This window comes from Paenibacillus sp. FSL R5-0923 (genome assembly GCF_038009145.1).
Lineage (GTDB): Bacteria > Bacillota > Bacilli > Paenibacillales > Paenibacillaceae > Paenibacillus_AQ.
In genome coordinates this window covers 1-19,828 of sequence record NZ_JBBPAT010000003.1, presented here as the reverse complement: position 1 = coordinate 19,828, position 19,828 = coordinate 1, and the positions used below count along the sequence as shown (strand labels likewise).

Sequence of the window (19,828 nt, the reverse complement as noted above, 5' to 3'; positions counted from 1 at the left end):
ACCCACTACTTGTCCCGCCCATATACTGTGTGAAGAATGCTTAATAGAGAACGGAAGCTGAATGAAGTGTATTCTTCAGTGTTCCGGTTCTTCACAGGAGGGATTGCGGGTGCTCAGCCCATTTTTTTCACTAATATTACTAGCTTTTGCTTTGAGTTTGGATGGTTTTGGCGTTGGTATTACATATGGACTGCGTAAAATGAAAATACCATTGCTCTCCATTCTGATTATCTCGCTTTGTTCGGGGGTAGTTATCTGTGTATCTATGCAAGTGGGTGTTCTGCTTGCCAAGGTAGTGTCTCCACATGCAGCTTCTGAGGTTGGCGCTGTTATACTCGTGCTAATGGGGTGCTGGTCGCTCGTCCAGATGTTAATGCAGAAAGAGAAGGAACAGACAGGTGAGCGTAAAGTAGGTAGTGAAGAAAATGTGCTATCCACAGAAGCTCGGGCAGAGGTAGCTGTTGATACTGAAGATGTTGTAGAACAGGTTACCATGGCTCCTGAGCAGGCAAAGTCGGCTGTCTTTTCCCTTGAGTTACGACGATTGGGGATTGTTGTACAGATCTTGCGTACTCCGTCTTCTGCAGATATGGATGATTCCGGGAGTATTTCTTCGATGGAGGCTATGCTGCTCGGGATTGCCCTCTCTCTAGATGCTTTTGGAGCTGGACTTGGCGCAGCATTGCTGGGGTTCAATCCGATATGGACATCACTTACAATTGCTCTGTTTAGTGGTACATTTCTATTGCTGGGCATGAAGACTGGATTAAGATTCGCCGGGAACTACTGGATGAAGCATGCTGCTGCACTACCCGCGTTATTATTAATTACAATGGGAATACTGAAGCTATTATGAGGTGAGTACATGATTATTGGCTTAACCGGAGGCATTGCATCCGGAAAAAGCACGGTGTCCGCACTGCTTGTGAGCAAGGGAGCGAGGCTGGTTGACGCGGATGTGATCGCCAGAGAAGTTATGCTCCCCGGTCATGAGGTGCTGGCTGCGGCTGTGAAACAATTCGGAAGCGAGATCCTCTCTTCGGATGGCACACTGAATAGGGGCAAGCTGGGGGACATTGTATTTCAAGACCCGGCGGCCCTGCAAGCCCTGAACAATCTGACGCATCCCGCAATCCGGCGGGAGATTAAAGAACGTATGAACAGCATGGAGGAAGAAGATCCAAAGAAGTTAACCATTGTGGATATCCCTCTTCTTTTCGAATCAGGACTCGAGAACATGTTCCATGAAATACTGGTGGTCTACGTGCCTCGTGAAGTGCAAATCGCTCGATTAATGGAACGTAACGGACTTTCTATAGAACAAGCAGAAGCACGCTTAAATGCACAGATGGATATTGAAGCGAAGCGTAACAAAGCGGACTATATCATTGACAACAGTGGCGAACTTGCGCACACTGAGCAACAGGTTGCTGTTCTTTGGGACAGGCTGGGCTTATCATGAAATGGTTACGTAAAAAAAGAGTCCTTCTTCTGTTATTCATTGGTTTTACTGCGATATTGTTTCTGAGTACGAACTGGATGTCCTGGTTTTATCCGATCCATTATAAAGATGAGATCCGTAAGCACAGCGTTACGTACGATATTGACCCATTTCTAGTGGCTTCGATTATCCGAGTGGAAACGAACTTCAAAACTGGACGAGAATCCAGAAAAGGTGCTATAGGTTTAATGCAGCTTATGCCGGATACCGCCAAATGGGCCCTTGAAAAGGCCAAGCTTCCTGATGTTTCTATGGAGGAGCTAAAGCATGAACCATCAGCAAATATTGAACTAGGTACCTGGTATCTTTCAACATTATCCCGTCAATTCGAAGGTAAACGTACAGCGGTTATCGCTGCATATAATGCTGGACCGGGTAAAGTTCAAAAATGGCTGGATGAGGGGATCTGGGATGGAACGGATGCTACCATTAAGGATATTCCGTTTGGTGAAACCCGCCATTATGTACAGCGCGTCAACTATTACTATGATCAGTACACGGATATTTACAACGAATTCTAAAACCGTGTTATGTATAAAAAGAAGCATTAAACGATCTTGCGATCGTTTAATACTTCTTCAGTAAGCTTATGTGGACAGGTTATTTGTATTGACCTGCCAATTGTTGTTCTGCCAGGGTTACAAGACGTTTAGTGATGTAACCACCGATCGAACCATTTTCATAAGAAGTTTTATTGCCTTGGTAACCATCTGGGGAAAGCGTGATTCCGAGTTCTTGGGCAACTTCATATTTAAGTTGTTCCAAAGCACCACGGGAATTTGGAGCTACAAGGTTATTGGAGCTGTTGTTTTGGCTCATTGCTGTTCACCTCCTCTGTTGGTAACTGTATTATGTGCCGGACTTGCCATAATCATTACAATAAAAAAACGGTGATTTCTGGAAAAAATGAAATAGCCCTTTAAAAGCCGGATGTTTAACATACCGGGACTAAAAACATTATGTAATAGGAAGTGATGAAGCTTATGAAATGCCCTTACTGCGATCACACAAATACTAAAGTGCTCGACTCGCGACCAGCGAATGAGAATAAGTCCATCCGCCGCAGGCGTGAATGTGAGCGTTGCAGCAAACGGTTTACAACCTTTGAAATGATCGAGGAAACACCGTTAATCGTGATCAAAAAAGACGGCAGCCGCGAGGAGTTCAGCCGTGATAAAATACTGCGTGGTCTTATCCGTGCTTGCGAGAAACGCCCCGTCTCTGTAGAACGTCTTGAGAAGATCGTCTCTGAGGTGGAGAAATCCCTACGTGGGATCGCTGTAGCTGAAGTAGAGAGCCAACAGATCGGTGAATTGGTTATGGAGCAGCTCTATCCAGTAGATGAGGTCGCTTACGTTCGCTTTGCATCCGTATACCGGCAGTTCAAGGATATTAACATGTTTATGAAGGAACTGAAGGGTCTGTTATCTAAGAGTACTGGGGATCTGGACAGATTGTAGGGTTGTGGCTAGTCTAATGACTAAAAAAAGTGTTGACAGCGAAGGCGATTTTTTATATTATATAGGAGTCGCCTACGGCGCTTGGATTTGTCAGAATGACTTAAATACACCGAACTGAATTTTAGAATGTGTGATTACATACATCTGAAAATTACGTTTGGGGCCATAGCTCAGCTGGGAGAGCGCATCGCTGGCAGCGATGAGGTCAGGGGTTCGATCCCCCTTGGCTCCACCAAACTTCATATGGACTCTTAGCTCAGTTGGTAGAGCAGTAGACTCTTAATCTATTTGTCCAGGGTTCGAGCCCCTGAGAGTCCATCCTAAAGAAACGGCAGAAATGCCGTTTCTTTTGTTGTTCAGGAAGCGGAGTGACTTTTTATTTGGTTTTGATCGTGGTATAGTTTGGGTAGATAAATCGTACAATGCAAAGAGAGCCGTGCGGAAACACGGCTCCCAGTGCAATAGCCGCTTTTAAGGGCGGCGGCTTTCACGTATTACGGGTAGAAATAGACCGCATCCTTTGGACTAGGGCGGTCTATTTCTTTTTGAGGTAATTCAGAAGCTCAATGCTAAAAAGGTAGAACAAGTTGAAATGCAGGCTCTCTAGACCTATATTCCTGTTTGGCGCGAGGTATTTAAGAAAGCTTCTACTGCTAAAAAGAAAATGATGCTTAGTACGATCATTGAGTGTGTTAGGGTTTACCGAGATTCAGTAGAACTGACGTTAAAATTGAACATTAGCTCGTTTTTAGCGACTTCAAGTGTAAGTAGTCTAAAAGGTAATGATTATGATTTGAATGCTGGCAAGCAAGTGCATGGCATTCATTATGGAAATCAGTTTTCAGGCATTTTCCAGCCTAATTCATCATCCCACACGGCATCGATATCATCCAGGTGAACATGCCATTCACCACCGTCTACTTTTCTACGTATCTCGGTCAAACATTTCAACCAATGAAATAAATCGTTCAGCAAATCTTCAATCTGATCCGTCATGGACAGCTTGGTAGCGCCAGCGAAGATCTCCGTTGATCTGGACGAATCGAATTTGTACACTGTGAAAGACTCCGCCCGGTCTTTCCCTTCAAAATCCTGATCATAACGTTGGACAATGGCTGTGATTGCTTGTTGTTCGCTTTCTGTTAGGACGTATTCCCTCGTGCATGTGTAATAAATAGAAACACTGATAAGTCATTCCCCCCAAACATAGAAATGGATGCGATATCCAGTTCCTGTTTATTACCCTCCAAAAGTCGAAAGCAAACTAGGCCAAACCTGCATTCTGGCGCCGCATGAAGGACAATTCATTTCCCCGGCCAAATACGGCAATTGGTTCAAAAAAGAGGAATCGCCCAGCTGATCGGCTCGCTCCGCCAGTATTTGATGTTCCGCTTCAACGAATGCCTCAACGGGAGTAACCTCATGTGCTGCCTGAAGGGGTTCGAATACCGGATCTTCCGCGAATGCTTGTATACGACCGCCTTCTCCGCTCGGCCACAAGTAAGCCTCTTGATTACATGCTCCGCAAACGGCCACATATTCGTCGCCAGCCGTAAAATTCAGAAACATGTTTGCCACGCTCTGGGATTCCCGATAAGCCGCGTCGGCAATGAGAACATATCTTTTTTCGGTATCGCTGCTTATTTCTTGTTTGGCGTAGGCCAACATCTCTGGAACCAGCGAAGCAAGCTCCGCTATCGCTTTTAAGTAAGATTGGTACATCTCCGCGCAAACCTCGTTTCCCGCTTCAGCAGCGAGTTCGTTCCAATCCGAGGGATACGGCTCAGATCTTGTTTTGTCATGACACGACTCGATAATCCCGCAAGTGATGTAGATTTCATGGCGCACTTCCATATTTTTTGATGCGAGAGCAAGTTTGGCCAGATAAGGTACTGCCGCGTAAGTGACGGTATAGATCGTATTTTGGTGATATAAGTGCTCCTGGAATAGCTCGTCGAAAACTTCTTTATCGAAATCAAGCATCAGACGCTCCAACAGTTCAGGTACCATTTCGCCCGACTCGTAAGGACCGGTTAGCTTGCCCCACAGTTCGCTGTTTAATTGTAACAAGAGGAATCACTCCCATCCCTATTCAAGTGGATACATTTTCTATATTATCCTATAAGATAGGCGGGTCCTGAATAGGGCAACGGATATACTCCCCCTCGAGAATAGGGCTTAAAGCCTAGGGCGATTCTCCTTAATTCCACATCAAATGCCAAGATTTGTTCATGGGTATAGTCGTTTTAGACTCCCATGACGGGTAGACGGAGAATGTGCAGGGCGTAGCGTATCCCCCTAGGCTCTATTTCCATAACATGAAGAAAAGCCAATTCTACTGAAATGGCTTTTTTCTTTTTCACTACTCTTCGAAAGGATCACGATTTTGTACTATTAATTAGCATGAGATATGACAGAAATGTTGGCATGCTTGATTCACCATAGAAGGCCGAATGTCCACATTTGTATATGTATTGTAAAGACAAGTATATCGATGAAACGAATGCCCCTACTTATAATAAAATTGCTGCAGCAGTTGAGCATGGAGGGTCATGCGGTAAGCTGGAGTAAAATTCGAGCTAATAAACAACGGGGGGGGGATCTTAGTGCGTTTACGGTATAGGAATATTTTTTTAGTGTTTTTTGTTACCGCTTTCATTTTAGTTGCCGTTTCATCGGAGAAGTCCGACGCCGCAACAGGTAATCTGGCTTTAGGAAAGACGGCTTATTCGTCGTCGAACGAAGTAGACTTTTTCGGGCCTGAGAAAGCGGTCGACGGTGGCAATCGGGATGCAAGCCGCTGGTCTTCGGAAAGAACGGATGACCAGTGGTTCTACGTTGATCTGGGCGAGCCTGTAGAAATTGGAAGAGTAATCATCAACTGGCAGACTCCGGCGGAACAATATCAAGTTCTCGTGTCTGACGATGCGGTAACCTGGAGGAACGTATTCGCGGACAACCGCGTGCTCGTCGCCCGCGGATCAGTCGAGGAAACGATCGATTTTGAGCCGACACTGGCGCAATACGTTAAGTTCCAAGGAGTAACGCGACGTCCAATTGAGGGTATCTATTACGGATACTCCTTCTGGGAATTCGAGGTATACAAGGGCAAACCGCTGTTGCCGCCTATGATGGATGCGGTCAAAAACAGCATCGTCGTCTCCGAGGGAGACACTCAGCTGAACCTGCCCGCTGTACCGGATGGTTATACGCTGACGCTGGTGAACACGGACAGCTTGCCGGTGATCGACGAGCAGGGCAATATTCATGCGCCGCTTGTGGATACTCAGGTTCAGCTGCTGCTGCAAATCGAGAGCGACAGCGATCCGACATATCTGTTAGCGGATAATGCGCTAGTCACCGTACCCGGTCTCTACGAGCAGACGAGCGATCGGAACCCGGAGCCGCGAGTCATTCCTTCTTTGCGTGAGTGGCTGGGCACAACCGGCGAGTTCCGCTTGACGGATAAATCCAATATCGTCATTCGCGCGGAGGATGAGGCGGCTCTGCAGGGGACGGCCAATATTTTGCGGAAGGATTTGCTTGATTTAACGAAGCTTCCGCTGACGGTTACGGTTGGTTCACCTCAAGAGGGGGACATCTATTTGGTGCTGGATGCCGCGCAAACGGGATTGGGGACAGAGGGCTATGAGCTGAATATCGGCGAATATACTTCCGTCGCTGGCTCCGATCAGACGGGCGTCATGTTCGGCACAAAAACGATCCTTCAACTGCTCGGCCACGATGCCGATCATAAGACGATGCCCAAGGGGCAATCGCGCGATTATCCGAAATACGCGGATCGAGGCTTCATGCTCGATGTGGGCCGAAAGTTTTATACGATCGAATTTTTGCGGGATTATGTGAAGTTGATGTCCTACTATAAGATGAACCGGTTCCAGATTCATCTGAACGATGATGTCGGCGATGTCGGTTACTTCCGTCTGGAGAGCGAGAAATTCCCGGGAGTGACGAGCAAGGACGGCTTCTATACGAAGCAGCAATTCAGAGACCTGCAGCTGCTTGGGATGGAATACGGCGTAAACGTCGTGCCGGAAATCGATACACCGGGCCATTCCGGCGCGTTCATCGCTTACGACCCTAGGTTGGGCAGCAACAATCAGCTGGATATCAATCGTCCGGAGACGCTCGACTTCATTAAAGAACTCTTTGACGAGTATCTCGACGGCAGCAATCCGACCTTCGTCGGCCCGGACGTGCACGTCGGCACGGATGAATATTTCGGCGACGACAAGGAGGCGTTCCGCAGGTACGCGGATATGCTCCTTAACCACATTAACAGCAAAGGCAAGCGCGCTCGTCTGTGGGGCAGTCTGTCCGCATATGACGGCACGACGCCAGTCAGCAACAATGCGACGATGGACATCTGGTATGAGCCGTACGGAAGTGTCTTGCAGGCTATTAAGCTTGGCTACGACGTTGTCAATACCAACACGAACTTGCTCTATATCGTTCCGCAACTGTACCGCAGCTATTTGAATTACGATTTTATTTACAATGAGTGGGAGCCTAACGATTGGCTGGAGACGAAGCTTCCTTATGGGCACCCGCAGGTAAAAGGCGGCATGTTCGCGCTCTGGAACGACGTGTCCGTAGAGAAGGGCGTCTCCATGGCGGACTCGCATCAGCGTATCTTGCCTTCCATGCAAGTGTTGGCGGAGAAGCTGTGGAGAGGCAACCGTGTCGACCGGAACTTTGCAAGCTTCCAGGCGGATGCCGCAAAGTACGTGGACCCGCCGGGTGTTCATCAGTCGCACAAGCTTCAAGTCGACAATGAGCGCAATATCGTTCTCGATTATACTTTCGACGAGGGCTTCGCGGATCGTTCGGGCAACGGCTTTGACGGCAACGCGGTGAATGCAGGCACGGAGAAGGGAATCTTCGGGCAAGCAGTAAGGCTCAAAGGCGGAGCCAGCTACGTGGAAACGCCGCTTCGCACGCTCGGTTTCGGATGGACGATGTCCATGTGGATCAAACCGGACGCTGACAACCCGCAAGGAGCTGTGCTGCTGGAATCTCCGGATGGACAGCTGAGATATAACATCGGGGGCAGTGGCAAACTGGCCATCACGAAAGAAAACTACGTCAGCGAATTCAATTATAAGCTGCCGACCGACCGCTGGACCCATGTCATTATGATCGGCGACGACACGGGGACCTCCATCTTCATTAACGGCAGTGAGTATACGGCTACTCTAAAAGACGGCTCCAAGTTGGAAACGTTCGTATTGCCAGTAGCCAAAATAGGCAGTGAAACGAATGCTTTTAAAGGCTTGATTGACGAACTCATCGTAAGGAACACCTACGTGGACCTGCATGGAAATCTGGCTTTGCATAAGCAAGCCGAATCCTCGCTGCCGGAATCCTCGTCCTACACGGCGGACAAAGCGGTGGACGGCAGAGGGGACACCAGATGGTCCAGCAATTGGGTGGACGATACCTGGTTCATGGTGGATCTGGGTGAAGTGAAGAACATTGATGCTGTATCTATTTTGTGGCAAACGGCTTACGGTTCGAAGTACCGCATTCTCGTGTCCGAGGACAAGGAGAACTGGACGAATGTCGTGAAAGACAACAACGGCGAGATTAACGGCAAGCCGGGACGCGTCGTGACTACCTTCCAAAGCACGCCAGCCAGATACGTGAAGTTCGAAGGCGTATCCAGAGCTACCATGTTCGGCTATTCCTTTGAGGAATTTGAAGTGTACGGCGAGGAATATAAGCTCGGCAATATACGGCCGATTATCGACCTGTTGACGGCTATCGAGGCCTACAAGCTCGTGGAGGACAATTACTCTCCTGAGGGCTGGGCACAGCTTCAACAGGCGATGGTACAAGCGACTGCGGCGATTCAAACCGCCCAGCTGACTCGTCCTGAGGCCGAGCAGGCGTATGCCGGGCTGAGCATTGCGCGCGATCGTCTAACGATCGAAGACGTAATGGGTCTGATCGAGCTTAATGTGAATGAAAGCATTGCCGCGAATCTCTATCTACCGCAGAAAGGACAGCTCGGCACGCGTATCGTCTGGAGCAGCTCGAAGCCCGACTATCTGAATGCCAACGGACAATTGTTGCAACGTCCGTCAGGCAGCGACATGGAGGTCGTGCTGACCGCGACGATCAGCAAGGGAGATGCATCCGCGAAAAAAACGTTCAAGATCAAAATCAAAGCGTTGCCTAGCTCTGGTGGCGGAGGATGGGTTCCGACTCCAATAACTCCAGATCCGGTAGAAGGCCAAAACGGCGGTTCGAATCCGGGAGGTGGAGATCCAGGCAATGGCAATGAGAACGGCAACGGCAATGGCGGGGAGTCTGGCGGATCGACAACGGTTCGACTGAACGATATTGCGAGCCATTGGGCAAAAGCGTCCATCAAACGGGCCGTCGAGCTTGGATTCGTAGCGGGCTATACCGACGAGACGTTCAAGCCGAATAAGACGGTCAGCAGGGACGAATTCGTCGTCATGTTGGTCAAAGCGTTGAAGCTGCAAGGTACGAACAGTTCGCTGGGCTTCGCGGACGCAGGTTCAATTCAAGCTTGGGCGAATCCTTATATTGCGCAAGCCTTGGAATCCGGCCTGATCAGCGGCTATGCGGATGGGACCTTCCGTCCGAAGGCTTCGATTAGCCGAGCAGAACTGGCAGCAATGATTGTTCGCAGCTTGGGCCTGAAGACTTCGGAAGGGCATGAGCTCTCTTATGCGGACGCGGATCAAATCCCGGATTGGGCGAAGCCATATGTGGCAGCAGCCCAGGAGGCGGGAGTAATGAACGGTCGCGGGGACAACCGGTTTGCCCCGGCCGCCTTGGCGACGCGTGCTGAAGCTGTGGTCGTCATTCTGAACATGCTCGATGCGCTTGCAGAATTGCAAGCGCAGGAGCAGAACTAATTATGTATAGAAAGAGAGCGTGAGCTTAAGTGAAAACTAGACGAAGTTTGACTGCTTTGCTGCTTGTCCCGGTCATGCTATTCTCGTTGATATCCTCCGTGTATGCGGAGGAGCCGGGCGGAGAGAGTGCCAGCTTTTATAATTTGGTTCAAGGGAAAACGTACACATGGTTGGATCAGCCGGAGGACACTTTCCCGGATGACGGGACGAAGCTGACGGACGGCAATGCCGTAGACATATCCCGTGACAGCGGCAACTGGGTGGGCCACCGCTACAAGAAATCCCGTTCAGTTGTGTTTGATCTAGGCGAGCAAAAAACGATCAAGGACGTGAGCGCGCGTTTCTTGCAAGATTGGCCGAACAACGAAACGCTTGTACCGCTCACCGTTTCATTCTACGCGTCTGACGATGGGGTGAACTGGGGCGTATTGTCTCATAATGCAACTAAATTGTTATGGGGCGATCAGACCAACACCGAGACGTATAAATGGGACGGCAGCCCAGAGACCGGAGTCGTCAAGCGTGGCGATTATACCGAAGGATTGGTTTACGCTCAGTATGTGAAAGTGGTGTTCTCCGTGCATCCGAGGGCGTGGACTATGATCGACGAGGTGACGATAACCGGCGCGGACGGCTTGATCGACGGAGCCCAGCCAGTGCAGCCCGAACCTTATGGTCTCCAGCAACCTGGGGAGGCTACTGGCGGGATTGAAAATTTGGGCTTGCTGTATAACGGGCATTACCCGGATGGTACAGGAACCTGGACGAAGGAACGGGTTATCCCTAATATCAGCTATGTGAACAAGCAGGGAGAGCCTGTCGATTGGCTGTTCGACGGCGTGCTGTATCTGGGTTTGACGTCGGAAAACGGCAGAGGCTTCGGCGCGGTTGAAGCGGCCGGCAAAGCCAGAAGAGTGGAATGGGAATGGTATTTGAATAAAACGTTTAACGCCGGCGGCGATATGAGCGCGCTGAACGAGGCGACGGCCGAGGTAGGCGCGAAGCTTGGCGAGCCTGACCGTAAGACGAAGGTTGTTATGATGATACCCGATCCGGGCGAATATCAGTCCGATTTTGGCAGCATTAACGATGAAAATCTGGACTTCAACCTAAGTGTGGTTGGTAATGCCGCATCGCTGAACAACCGGGCCAAAGCGATTCAGTGGTGGACCGATGAAGTGCAAGCAAGATGGGCGGCTGCGGGCTACTCGAATCTGGAGCTCGTCGGCATGTATTGGCTGGAGGAACAAATAAGCACGCATTCGACTGGCCCGGAGATGGTCAAGAAAGCGAGCGACATCGTTCATAACGCTGACCTGAAGATGTTCTGGATCCCTCATTCTTTGGCTTATAAGAAATTCATGTGGAAGGATGTCGGCATCGATGCAGTATCTCTGCAGCCGAACTATTTCTTCGAGAAAATGGAGTTCTCGCGTCTGGAAGATACAGCGGATATGGCGAAACGGTACGGCATGTCGCTGGAGCTGGAGTTCGATGACCGGATGATCAATGACGCCGTCTTCCGCGAGCGGTTCATCGATTACTTGAACAGCGGCGTGGATACAGGGCTAATGCAGCAAGGGTATAGAGCGTACTATCAAGGCAACAACGCCATTTTCAGCGCGGCGAAAAGCGAGGATCCTGCTATCCGCGTCCTCTACGATTGGCTGTACCAATTCGTGAAGGGCACTTATCAGAAGCAAGACGCCGCTGCGCCTGATGTTGTAGCGCTCATGAACGGGGAGCCGATCTCGGAGCATACGATTGTGCCTGATACGACACAGGCCGCCTTCACCTGGGCCATTCCAGGAGATGATGACAGCGGTATCGTCAAAGTAACGGCCAAGTATGACGGCAAACCTTATACGCAAGGAACTATAGTAGATCTGACGGGCAAGCCGGGCAAGCATGTGCTGGAGCTGACGGTGGCGGCTTCCAAATCCAAGACGGTTAAGTTCGTAATAGAAGCTCGTTTGGGCGCTGAAGGTCTATTGGCTCTTGTTGATAAATACGCGGACAACAAGCAGCTTAGCAATGCCGATACGGTACGCGCTATGCGCAACGCTCTGATTATGATGGAGCGTACGCAAGAGAGCGATCCTGAGGAAGCCATAGGCTATTTGCTGGCATTCAATGCGAAGCTGGAAGGGGCTAAAGGCCTTGAATTTGTAACGGAAGGCGCTTATACGGCCCTGAAGGAAGGCGTGTATTACGAGATTGGCAGCATCGCACAAGACAAAGAAGCAGAGGCATCCTCGACGGAAGCCGCAGGTCTAGAGGCTTCTAAGGCGCTGGATGGCGCACCGGGTACGCGCTGGGCGAGCCAAGTGCGCGATACGGCTTGGTTCCAGATCGATCTGGACAGCAAGCAAACCTTCAATACGGTCCGCATCGATTGGGAATATGCGCGCGCGGACCAATACCGTCTGAGCGTCTCGGATGATAAGCAGACGTGGGAGCCCTTGAAAGTCGGCAACAATGGCGTGGTTAAAGCGTCCGACGGCAAGAATACGCTGGTATTCCCGGCAACGACGGCGAGATACATCAAGTTTGAGGGACTGAATCGGGCAACGTTCTACGGTTATTCCTTCTATGAATTCGGCGTGTACAATCTTTCCCAGCGGCAAGAGCTGAAGACATTGGACGGCATACAAGCGGCCGTGGACGCCTCCACGAAGAAAGTTACGATCAATGGGTTAGTCATGAACGGCAAGAAAGAACATTTGTATGTCAAAGTGCTTGACCCAAAAGGCAACATTCAATATACCGGCCAGACCGGCACTGAGGATGACGGAAGCTTCCGCATCGCCTTTACGTTGACCGGAGAAGAGCAAGGACTGTATACGGTCGAGCTTGAAACGGATGACATGACGACTCCAGCGCAGGCCGCCTTCGAATATCGCAAGCCGCCTTCCACTGGCGGAGGCAATGGAGGCAGCATTGGAGGCGGTTCGGCGCAAGATCCGTATACGTTGCAAACGTACGGTTCAGTCAAAGCCGTGCTTGTCCCGACATTGAAAGGCAATCAGGCTGTAGCTTCGGTCGGAGCAGCGGATCTGAATGCCGCGATTCTCAAGGCAACAGCCGACAGCAACGGCAACAAGCATATTCGTCTTGAATTGAAGCTGTCGAACGCGGCTGGCAGCTATGCTTTGGAGCTTCCCGCAGCTAATCTGACGAACCAGTCTAATCTGATTCTGCATATCTCCACGCCGTATGCCCAGCTTGCTTTGACTGGCGACATGCTGGCTGGAGTCAAGGAGAATGCCGGAAAGCTGCTCGTTATCGTAAGCGACCATGCAGGCGAGTATCGCGGCAACGAAGCGGCTGGCCGGATCGGCAACAGGCCAATCGTTGAAGTTGCATTGCAACTGGACGGTGAAGCTCTGTCTTGGAACAATGCGAAGGCACCGATTTCCATTGCGATTCCGTATTCGCTTCAAGCGGGCGAGCAAGTTGCTGATCTGCAAGCTTTCGAGCTGACGGGCGACAGCGCGGCGGCAATTGATGGCACGTCTTATGACAAAGACAAGGGCGTACTGCGATTCTCCATCGACCAAGTCGGCGTCTATGCTGTCGGCGGCAAGAAACCAGTTGCGTTCACTGACCTTGGCAAGCATGAATGGGCGCGCGAGGCGATAGAGAAGCTGGCCGAAAGAGGCATCGTCAAAGGCACTTCGATCGAAAATGGCACTTTCAGCCCCGCAAATCAAGTAACGCGAGCTGATTTTATCCTTATGCTGGTGAACATGCTTGACCTGCGCGCCGAGATTACCTCGACGTTCACCGATGTGAAACCGAATGATTATTACTACGATGCGGTGTCCATCGTCAAGCAATTGGGAATCGTTTCGGGAGTGAACGAAGTTAACTTTGCTCCTCGTGACTCAATCAGCCGCCAGGACGCTATGGTTATGCTAACCCGAGCGCTTCAAACGACGGGGGCAATCAAGCCGTCCGCATCCGGTTCAACACTTGAGGGCTTCCGTGATGCGAGCCAGATTGCGCCATATGCTGCGGACAGCGTGGCAACTCTGTTCGAGCATGGGCTGGTTACGGGCTCGGGCGGCTATATGAAGCCGAAGAGTACGACCAGCAGAGCGGAAGCGGCGACGTTCTTGTATCGCTTTCTTAAATTAATCGAGGGGCAGCAGCAGGAGTAGACGCGGAAACAATTGATTAAAGCACATTCCGATTAGTGCGGCAACGCGACCGGAATGTGCTTTTTCGACGATACAGAATAAAACTTCCTGAATGGACGGATGAAGCCGGTAAGCCGTCCCGCGCTTCTAATGAGAATAAAGAAAACCAATTATATATTAAGCTCAAAAGAGATATAGAGAATATTTCTAATGAGGTGTTTAATTTTCGGAAAGAAGAAAAGTTATTAAACTTATCGGTCTCTTCTAAAATGTTGTTGTTAGAAGAATATGACGTGGAACTTGTAGAAATAGAAGAAACATTAAATATAAATTACAAGTTAGTTATTGCTGATCAAATACTTGAGTGTCCTTTGTGTAATTCACAAATAAAGCATAATCATACTAGTGGAGTCCTGAATAGTGGTGAAACAGAAAAAAATTTACAAAAGATTAGGAAGGAAATTGAAAGCAAAAAAACTTTAGTATCAGGATTAATAGAGACTGAAAATAAGAAAGTAGAAGAACTAAATAATGAGATATCAAATCTAAATCAAAAACGCGAAATTTTTGATGAAGCGATTAAGGTTTTCAGCAAGAAAACAGAAGTTCCGTTCCTTTCCCAAATAGAAACTTTAAATAGTATGATTAACAGACTGACAAGAGATCAAGAAATCTTTAAAGAAAGTATGAGGATTTACCATAAAATCGAGGAAAAAGAAGCTTCTATTATTTCTCTAGGGATTAAAGAAGAGAAATTGAAATTGAAACTAGCAGCGTTACAGGTTAAAGGTGCGGAAAAGGAAAAGATTATTAATTTCCTTGATCTTGAGTATCGTCAATTCATGATCAGATTGAAAGATGAATTTCTTGTAGATACCTACATTAATAGAGAAAATTTCATTCCATATTATAATGGAGCTAGCGTTTATGCACATGAAAGTGGAGGATTGCTAGAAAGTATGCAGCTATCTTACTTAGGTGCTATTCTCAATAGCAAGGAAGTTGGTTACGCTGTAGGACACCCAGGATTATTGTTGCTAGACTCAATTAGCAAGTATGTGGGTACTTTGAAGAAAGAAAATCAGGATTTAAATATTGCTGAAGGTCCAGTAAAAAAATCAAGTTAGAGATCCTGAAGTTTATGAAGAGTTTTATAAAATTTTAGTTGAATTAGGTGATCATCATCAAATAATTCTCGTTGAAAATACACCTCCAACCCAATTTGATAAGTTATTCACTAAATATACTTTTTACAATGGCGAGCATGGTCTAATAGATGAAGAAGCAAATGAAATAAAGGAATAGTGCTAATATATAATGGACCTTTTTAGATAAAAGCGATTGAAACATTTCATTCGCTTTTACTATCTAAAAATTAGGTAAGTAGAATATTTGCGTTCGCCCTATTTATGGTACGGTGAACCGTACCATAAATAGGGCGAAAAGTTGAGTTGAAGGTTGAAGCTTTAATGCTAAATATATCAGGAATAGTTCTCCATCATTTGATATAAATAATTTCGAAAGTCTTCAACATAGGTTTTGGGCTCTACAACTTTTAGATGAGTGCCGAAGCTTGCTAAAAGTTGAAATCCCATACGATTTTGTGGGACATAAATGGTTGCTAATAAAAATCCAGAACTATGGTCTTCAATACTTCTTCGACCATACCTTTCGATGATTTGATCTTTTATGCTAGGCGATATCCATGCCTTAATCGTGACGAATTCAGGTAGATAATTTGCTTCGTGTACTTGCTCTGACCAATCGTCTCTAGGATGAAACGCGCGTTCATCCATAGTAATATGATCGATCCGAGATAACTTGAAAGTTCGATATCCCTGTCGATGTAAACAGAATCCTTTCAAGTACCAACTCGATTCGCTAAAATGCAGCTCATAGGGCTCGACCATTCTATTCGTTACAGCCCCGTCCTTATCTGTATAATCAAACGAAGCCAGCCTCTTTTTTGAAATGGATTCTTGACATGTCTTTAAGGTTTCAAGAATCTCGGACCGACCTTCCCAATCATAAAACGACAGTTGAATGGAACGATTTAGAGACAATGGACTAACCATTGCCTCTATTTTTTTTATCGTTCTTTCAACTTCTTCAGTACGGAGGATTTGTTCCAATCCGCCGAGCGCAGTTAATATATTCTGTAAATCGGAGCTGCTTAAAAGGCGTTTATCCACCTTGTATTCATCCATTATGCCGTAGCCCCCTTTGACCCCATTGACAGAGTAGATCGGGATATTCGATAAGCTCAATGTTTCCATATCGCGAAGGATCGTTCTTTTGGAGACATTGAATAGTTGTGAGAATTCCGTTGTAGAAACAACCTCTTTTTTCAGCAATATCATGATAATCGAAATGAGTCTCTCCACTTTGTCCATAATTGCCCTCTTTTTTTACATGATTTCAGAACGGTGACACCTTGATGTCACCTTTTATCCATTATACTACAAGTATCACAAGAAGGAGGTTTTAATTCAATGTTTAATCCAACCGATTTTCCCAAGCCCACCCTTATTTCAGCCAACGGTGTGGAACTCGAAGTGTTTGAAGCAGGCCGAGAAAACGCAGGAAAACCTATTGTACTCTGCCACGGCTGGCCAGAGCATGCCTTTTCTTGGCGCCATCAGATGGACGCACTTGCCGCAGCGGGCTACCATGTCATCGTCCCCAACCAGCGGGGTTACGGCAACTCATCCCGTCCGACCGAAGTAACAGACTATGACATTGAACACTTGTCGGGTGATCTCATCGCGCTTCTCGATCACTATGGATACGAGGACGCTACCTTTGTCGGTCATGACTGGGGTGCATTCGTCGTTTGGGGACTGACCTTGTTGCATCCAAACCGAGTCAATAAAGTGATAAATCTGAGCTTGCCTTACCAAGAGCGCGGAGAAAAACCCTGGATCGAGTTCATGGAAGAAATACTTGGCGGCGATTTCTATTTCGTCCACTTCAATCGACAGCCAGGCGTCGCGGACGCCGTATTCGAAGACAATACATACAGGTTCCTTCGCAACCTGTACCGGAAGAACGAGCCTCTCAGAGCACCTGAGCCAGGTATGGCGTTGATCAATCTCGCCAGAGCAGAAACACCGCTCGGTGAGCCCGTATTGAGCGAAAGCGAGCTGGCCGTTTACGTCTCCGCTTTTGAAACATCAGGGTTCACGGGCAGCATAAATTGGTACAGGAACCTTGACCGCAACTGGCGCTTATTGGCGAAAGTGAACCCAATCATCCAGCAGCCGACCCTCATGATCTACGGCGACCGGGATGTGGTTGCGAAGTCTGAAAACCTGACAAAGTTCGTGCCCAATGTGGAAGTGGTCAATCTGGATTGCGGTCATTGGATCCAGGAAGAAAAGCCGGAAGAAACAAACCAAGCGATTTTAAAATGGCTGGAACAATGGGAGATGTAGTTTTTTTCAACAACCAAGAAGAGTTTAACGATTGGTTAGAAGAACATCATGCTGAAGCTAGTGAAATTTGGGTGGGCTATTTTGGGATAAGTACAGGGCGTGCAAGCCTTACTTGGTCTGCATCAGTAGATGCCGCTCTTTGTTTTGGGTGGATTGACGGTATACGAAAAACCATTGATAAACAAAGCTATAAGATTCGCTTTACTCCGCGCAAAGTAAATAGTGTATGGAGTGCTGTGAACGTAAAGAAGGTAAAAGCACTAATACAGCTTGGAAAGATGAGACCAGAAGGAATGCACGTCTTTAACAACAGAACCGATGCACAAGGCTATTCCTCTGAACAAAGAAACGTGGAACTTGCCAAAGAATATGAAGAACAAATCAAGGCCAATCAAACAGCCTGGCTATTCTTCACTAATTTATCACCATCCTATAAAAGAGATTCTATCTGGTGGATAATGAGCGCCAAGAAAGAAGAAACACGATTAAGAAGGCTTGGAATATTGATCGCTTCATCTGAAGAAGGGCTAAAATTTCAACATTGCAAAAATAATATTACAGAATAAGGAAATACAAATAACAAAAGAATCGTTAAAAGGATTTTTGGTACTGCATAAATCTGGGTCTATTGTTTCCCTGATCTTTAGGAGAGGGGAGCTACTGTATTTCTCAATCATTTAGGGTTTAATTCTCATCAAAAGTCAGAACGTTTTAAATGCGAGGCATAAATCAAATCGCTAAATGAAGAAGGGATGAAACAGCTCATCCAAAATCGCAACCCCCTTCATTTTTATGGTACAGCCGACCCTCATGATCTATGGTGACCGGGATACGGTCCAGAGGTCTGAAAACCTGACAAAGTTCGTGCCTAATGCGGAAGTGGTCAATCTGGATTGCTGTCATTGGATCCAGCAAGAAAAGCCGGAAGAAACAAACCAAGCGATTTTGAGATGACTGGAAGAGCAGAATGATGCTGAATAGAGTCGCTTAGCAAGCAAAACTTAGAAAAACAATAAGGACACCCAAACAGGCAATGTCATTAAGTTAAGCTCAAAGGTAAGAACGGGAATAAAAATGGAATTCAAAACGGCATGGGAAAGCCCCGTGCCGTTTGTTTTTTACTTCACGCAAGGAAAAGGCGTATAACTAACAAAGCAGAAATACTGCAATAATTGAACAGGCGGAGAGAAAAGCATCGCTCTATGTTCTGTTCCAATCCAGTAAGATGCTCTTGGTACTGAAGAATGAGGGTAATAAGGACTTTCAAATTGATTAAGTGGCTTGCATACATGGTTTGCTGAAATGGGTTTTGTTTTGCCGCAACTAGCAGCCGTTGCACCCGTTGGTTAATCCAGTCCTCTGAACGCCCCCGTTTTGAAGAAAGCAGTTCTTTCATCTTAGATTTGAGTGTGTTTTCATCCGTCTGTAATACTGAATATGAGGTTGGGAATTCACTTAAAAACTGTAATGAAATACCGGAATACATAGCTCCAAAGACACCTTTGTAAGCAGGGAAAACCTGATCTAAAACAGCTTGGAATTGTAGTTTAGTTTGTACACACATCTTTGAAAGAGACTCATATTGTCTTGTAAGATAGCGCAGATTGAGAAGTTGCACACCTCTTTTCTTAAACGGTTCAAATTCTTCTTTGTAGTACAGCTCTCCCAATAGGTAAGCGTCAGCAGCATCCGTCTTTACTTTACGAAGTTGAGACTTCCTAAGCCGATTTGAGATGAGCGGATTAATAACAATATAAATATAATGATGTTCCTCTAGGAACTGAACAACGGGACTTTGATAATGACCGGTTGCTTCTAGAATAAGCAAAGGACGTTGTTGAGATGCAAATTCAACTTCTGTTAAAACTTGAAGGAAATTTGCTAAACCATCTCGAGTGTGCTCGAAGTGGAATATCCCTTGGAATGGCTTTCCGCGCTCTAGAAAGGCTTGTCCATGGCTTTCTTCTTTAGAAATATCTAGACCGATAACTGGATTCATTTCATCTCCCCTTGTAAGTGTAGATTCACCGGCATCCCCTAAGGTTGATCTTTTTGTCGCTCCATAGCATCGCTTGTTATACGGGATCTTACGTCCCAACCAGCCTCAATCATGGTCATGACAAGTAGGGGTGAACATTATAGCTCTCGGGATCAAGTCCCACGGGCAGGTACGTTCGACCAGGCTACTTTAATCCTCTATGCAAATGAAAAAAGGATCAACCAGAAAGAACTGGTTGATCTCATAATACGAACGGGCAGGAGAGTTGAAGATCAAACGCGGGGAACCGTATCACAAGTGATGGTAAAGCAGAGGTATGTGTTAAGGGTAGAGGCGTGGATGTTAAATGTCCATGTGGGGCTTAAGTATACATATTCGATG

The 19,828-nt window shown here is 47.3% G+C and carries 14 protein-coding genes and 2 tRNA genes; 11 read left to right on the top strand and 5 right to left on the bottom strand.

Annotation, left to right across the window (positions count from 1 at the left end):
* Positions 1-109: 109 nt before the first annotated feature.
* The 3 genes from MKX35_RS31010 to MKX35_RS31000 are packed head-to-tail and all read left to right on the top strand — an operon-like array spanning position 110 to position 2,022.
* The gene (locus tag MKX35_RS31010; RefSeq protein ID WP_076283314.1) at positions 110-856 is read left to right on the top strand and encodes an MntP/YtaF family protein; all 747 of its coding nucleotides are present in this window, start codon (positions 110-112) and stop codon (positions 854-856) included.
* A 9-nt stretch (positions 857-865) separates the two neighbouring features.
* The gene (gene coaE, locus MKX35_RS31005) at positions 866-1,462 is read left to right on the top strand and encodes a dephospho-CoA kinase (protein WP_076300911.1); all 597 of its coding nucleotides are present in this window, start codon (positions 866-868) and stop codon (positions 1,460-1,462) included.
* Positions 1,459-2,022 (top strand): lytic transglycosylase domain-containing protein, encoded by a 564-nt coding sequence (locus MKX35_RS31000; protein ID WP_076283312.1) that lies wholly within the window; start codon positions 1,459-1,461, stop codon positions 2,020-2,022. The genes coaE and MKX35_RS31000 overlap by 4 nt, the downstream gene beginning before the upstream one ends.
* 79 nt (positions 2,023-2,101) lie before the next feature.
* Here MKX35_RS31000 and MKX35_RS30995 read toward each other — a convergent pair whose 3' ends face one another.
* Entirely contained in the window at positions 2,102-2,320 is a 219-nt protein-coding gene (locus MKX35_RS30995; protein ID WP_042126012.1) for an alpha/beta-type small acid-soluble spore protein, read from the bottom strand.
* Positions 2,321-2,484: 164 nt separating this feature from the next.
* Between MKX35_RS30995 and nrdR the strand changes: the two genes are divergently transcribed.
* From nrdR to MKX35_RS30980, 3 genes are all read left to right on the top strand, one after another.
* Positions 2,485-2,961 carry a transcriptional regulator NrdR gene (gene nrdR, locus MKX35_RS30990; protein ID WP_042126015.1) on the top strand — a complete coding sequence of 159 codons (477 nt, stop codon included), beginning with the start codon at positions 2,485-2,487 and terminating at the stop codon, positions 2,959-2,961.
* 159 nt (positions 2,962-3,120) lie between these two features.
* Positions 3,121-3,196 (top strand) — tRNA-Ala (locus MKX35_RS30985).
* A gap of 10 nt (positions 3,197-3,206) precedes the next feature.
* A tRNA-Lys gene (locus tag MKX35_RS30980) sits at positions 3,207-3,279 on the top strand.
* Positions 3,280-3,795: 516 nt separating this feature from the next.
* On the opposite strand, the gene MKX35_RS30975 is transcribed toward MKX35_RS30980, so the two are convergent.
* Together MKX35_RS30975 and MKX35_RS30970 are read right to left on the bottom strand one after the other, a co-directional pair.
* Positions 3,796-4,017 carry a hypothetical protein gene (locus tag MKX35_RS30975; protein ID WP_231573411.1) on the bottom strand — a complete coding sequence of 74 codons (222 nt, stop codon included), beginning with the start codon at positions 4,015-4,017 and terminating at the stop codon, positions 3,796-3,798.
* 183 nt (positions 4,018-4,200) lie between these two features.
* Positions 4,201-5,031 carry a hypothetical protein gene (locus MKX35_RS30970; RefSeq protein ID WP_076300912.1) on the bottom strand — a complete coding sequence of 277 codons (831 nt, stop codon included), beginning with the start codon at positions 5,029-5,031 and terminating at the stop codon, positions 4,201-4,203.
* A 536-nt stretch (positions 5,032-5,567) separates the two neighbouring features.
* Here MKX35_RS30970 and MKX35_RS30965 point away from each other — a divergent pair.
* The 3 genes from MKX35_RS30965 to MKX35_RS30955 are packed head-to-tail and all read left to right on the top strand — an operon-like array spanning position 5,568 to position 15,141.
* Positions 5,568-9,872: an S-layer homology domain-containing protein gene (locus tag MKX35_RS30965; protein WP_076300913.1), complete on the top strand. Its 4,305-nt coding sequence runs from the start codon at positions 5,568-5,570 to the stop codon at positions 9,870-9,872.
* A 47-nt stretch (positions 9,873-9,919) separates the two neighbouring features.
* A complete protein-coding gene (locus tag MKX35_RS30960; protein ID WP_341044539.1) occupies positions 9,920-14,035 on the top strand; it encodes a DUF4855 domain-containing protein in 4,116 nt (1,371 codons plus the stop codon).
* Positions 14,036-14,070: 35 nt separating this feature from the next.
* A complete protein-coding gene (locus MKX35_RS30955) occupies positions 14,071-15,141 on the top strand; it encodes a coiled-coil domain-containing protein (RefSeq protein WP_179086748.1) in 1,071 nt (356 codons plus the stop codon).
* 354 nt (positions 15,142-15,495) lie between these two features.
* Here the strand turns inward: MKX35_RS30955 and MKX35_RS30950 are convergent, their stop codons facing one another.
* Complete coding sequence (locus tag MKX35_RS30950; RefSeq protein WP_076300916.1) at positions 15,496-16,407, bottom strand: helix-turn-helix transcriptional regulator; 912 nt, start codon at positions 16,405-16,407, stop codon at positions 15,496-15,498.
* A 99-nt stretch (positions 16,408-16,506) separates the two neighbouring features.
* Between MKX35_RS30950 and MKX35_RS30945 the strand changes: the two genes are divergently transcribed.
* Both MKX35_RS30945 and MKX35_RS30940 read left to right on the top strand, forming a co-directional pair.
* Positions 16,507-17,448 carry an alpha/beta fold hydrolase gene (locus MKX35_RS30945; RefSeq protein ID WP_076133036.1) on the top strand — a complete coding sequence of 314 codons (942 nt, stop codon included), beginning with the start codon at positions 16,507-16,509 and terminating at the stop codon, positions 17,446-17,448.
* Positions 17,424-18,014 carry a YdeI/OmpD-associated family protein gene (locus MKX35_RS30940; protein WP_256716423.1) on the top strand — a complete coding sequence of 197 codons (591 nt, stop codon included), beginning with the start codon at positions 17,424-17,426 and terminating at the stop codon, positions 18,012-18,014. The genes MKX35_RS30945 and MKX35_RS30940 overlap by 25 nt, the downstream gene beginning before the upstream one ends.
* Positions 18,015-18,571: 557 nt before the next feature.
* On the opposite strand, the gene MKX35_RS30935 is transcribed toward MKX35_RS30940, so the two are convergent.
* Positions 18,572-19,447, bottom strand: a complete 876-nt coding sequence (locus tag MKX35_RS30935; RefSeq protein ID WP_256716424.1) for an IS110 family transposase — start codon at positions 19,445-19,447, stop codon at positions 18,572-18,574.
* Positions 19,448-19,828 lie beyond the last annotated feature (381 nt).

What these genes read in the sequence shown, in the direction of transcription:
- coaE (WP_076300911.1), top strand. Translation starts at nt 866, where the DNA reads ATGATTATTGGCTTAACCGGAGGCATTGCATCCGGAAAAAGCACGGTG.
- MKX35_RS31000 (WP_076283312.1), top strand. Translation starts at nt 1,459, where the DNA reads ATGAAATGGTTACGTAAAAAAAGAGTCCTTCTTCTGTTATTCATTGGT.
- MKX35_RS30995 (WP_042126012.1), bottom strand. Translation starts at nt 2,320, where the DNA reads ATGAGCCAAAACAACAGCTCCAATAACCTTGTAGCTCCAAATTCCCGT.
- nrdR (WP_042126015.1), top strand. Translation starts at nt 2,485, where the DNA reads ATGAAATGCCCTTACTGCGATCACACAAATACTAAAGTGCTCGACTCG.
- MKX35_RS30950 (WP_076300916.1), bottom strand. Translation starts at nt 16,407, where the DNA reads ATGGACAAAGTGGAGAGACTCATTTCGATTATCATGATATTGCTGAAA.
- MKX35_RS30945 (WP_076133036.1), top strand. Translation starts at nt 16,507, where the DNA reads ATGTTTAATCCAACCGATTTTCCCAAGCCCACCCTTATTTCAGCCAAC.
- MKX35_RS30940 (WP_256716423.1), top strand. Translation starts at nt 17,424, where the DNA reads ATGGCTGGAACAATGGGAGATGTAGTTTTTTTCAACAACCAAGAAGAG.
- MKX35_RS30935 (WP_256716424.1), bottom strand. Translation starts at nt 19,447, where the DNA reads ATGAATCCAGTTATCGGTCTAGATATTTCTAAAGAAGAAAGCCATGGA.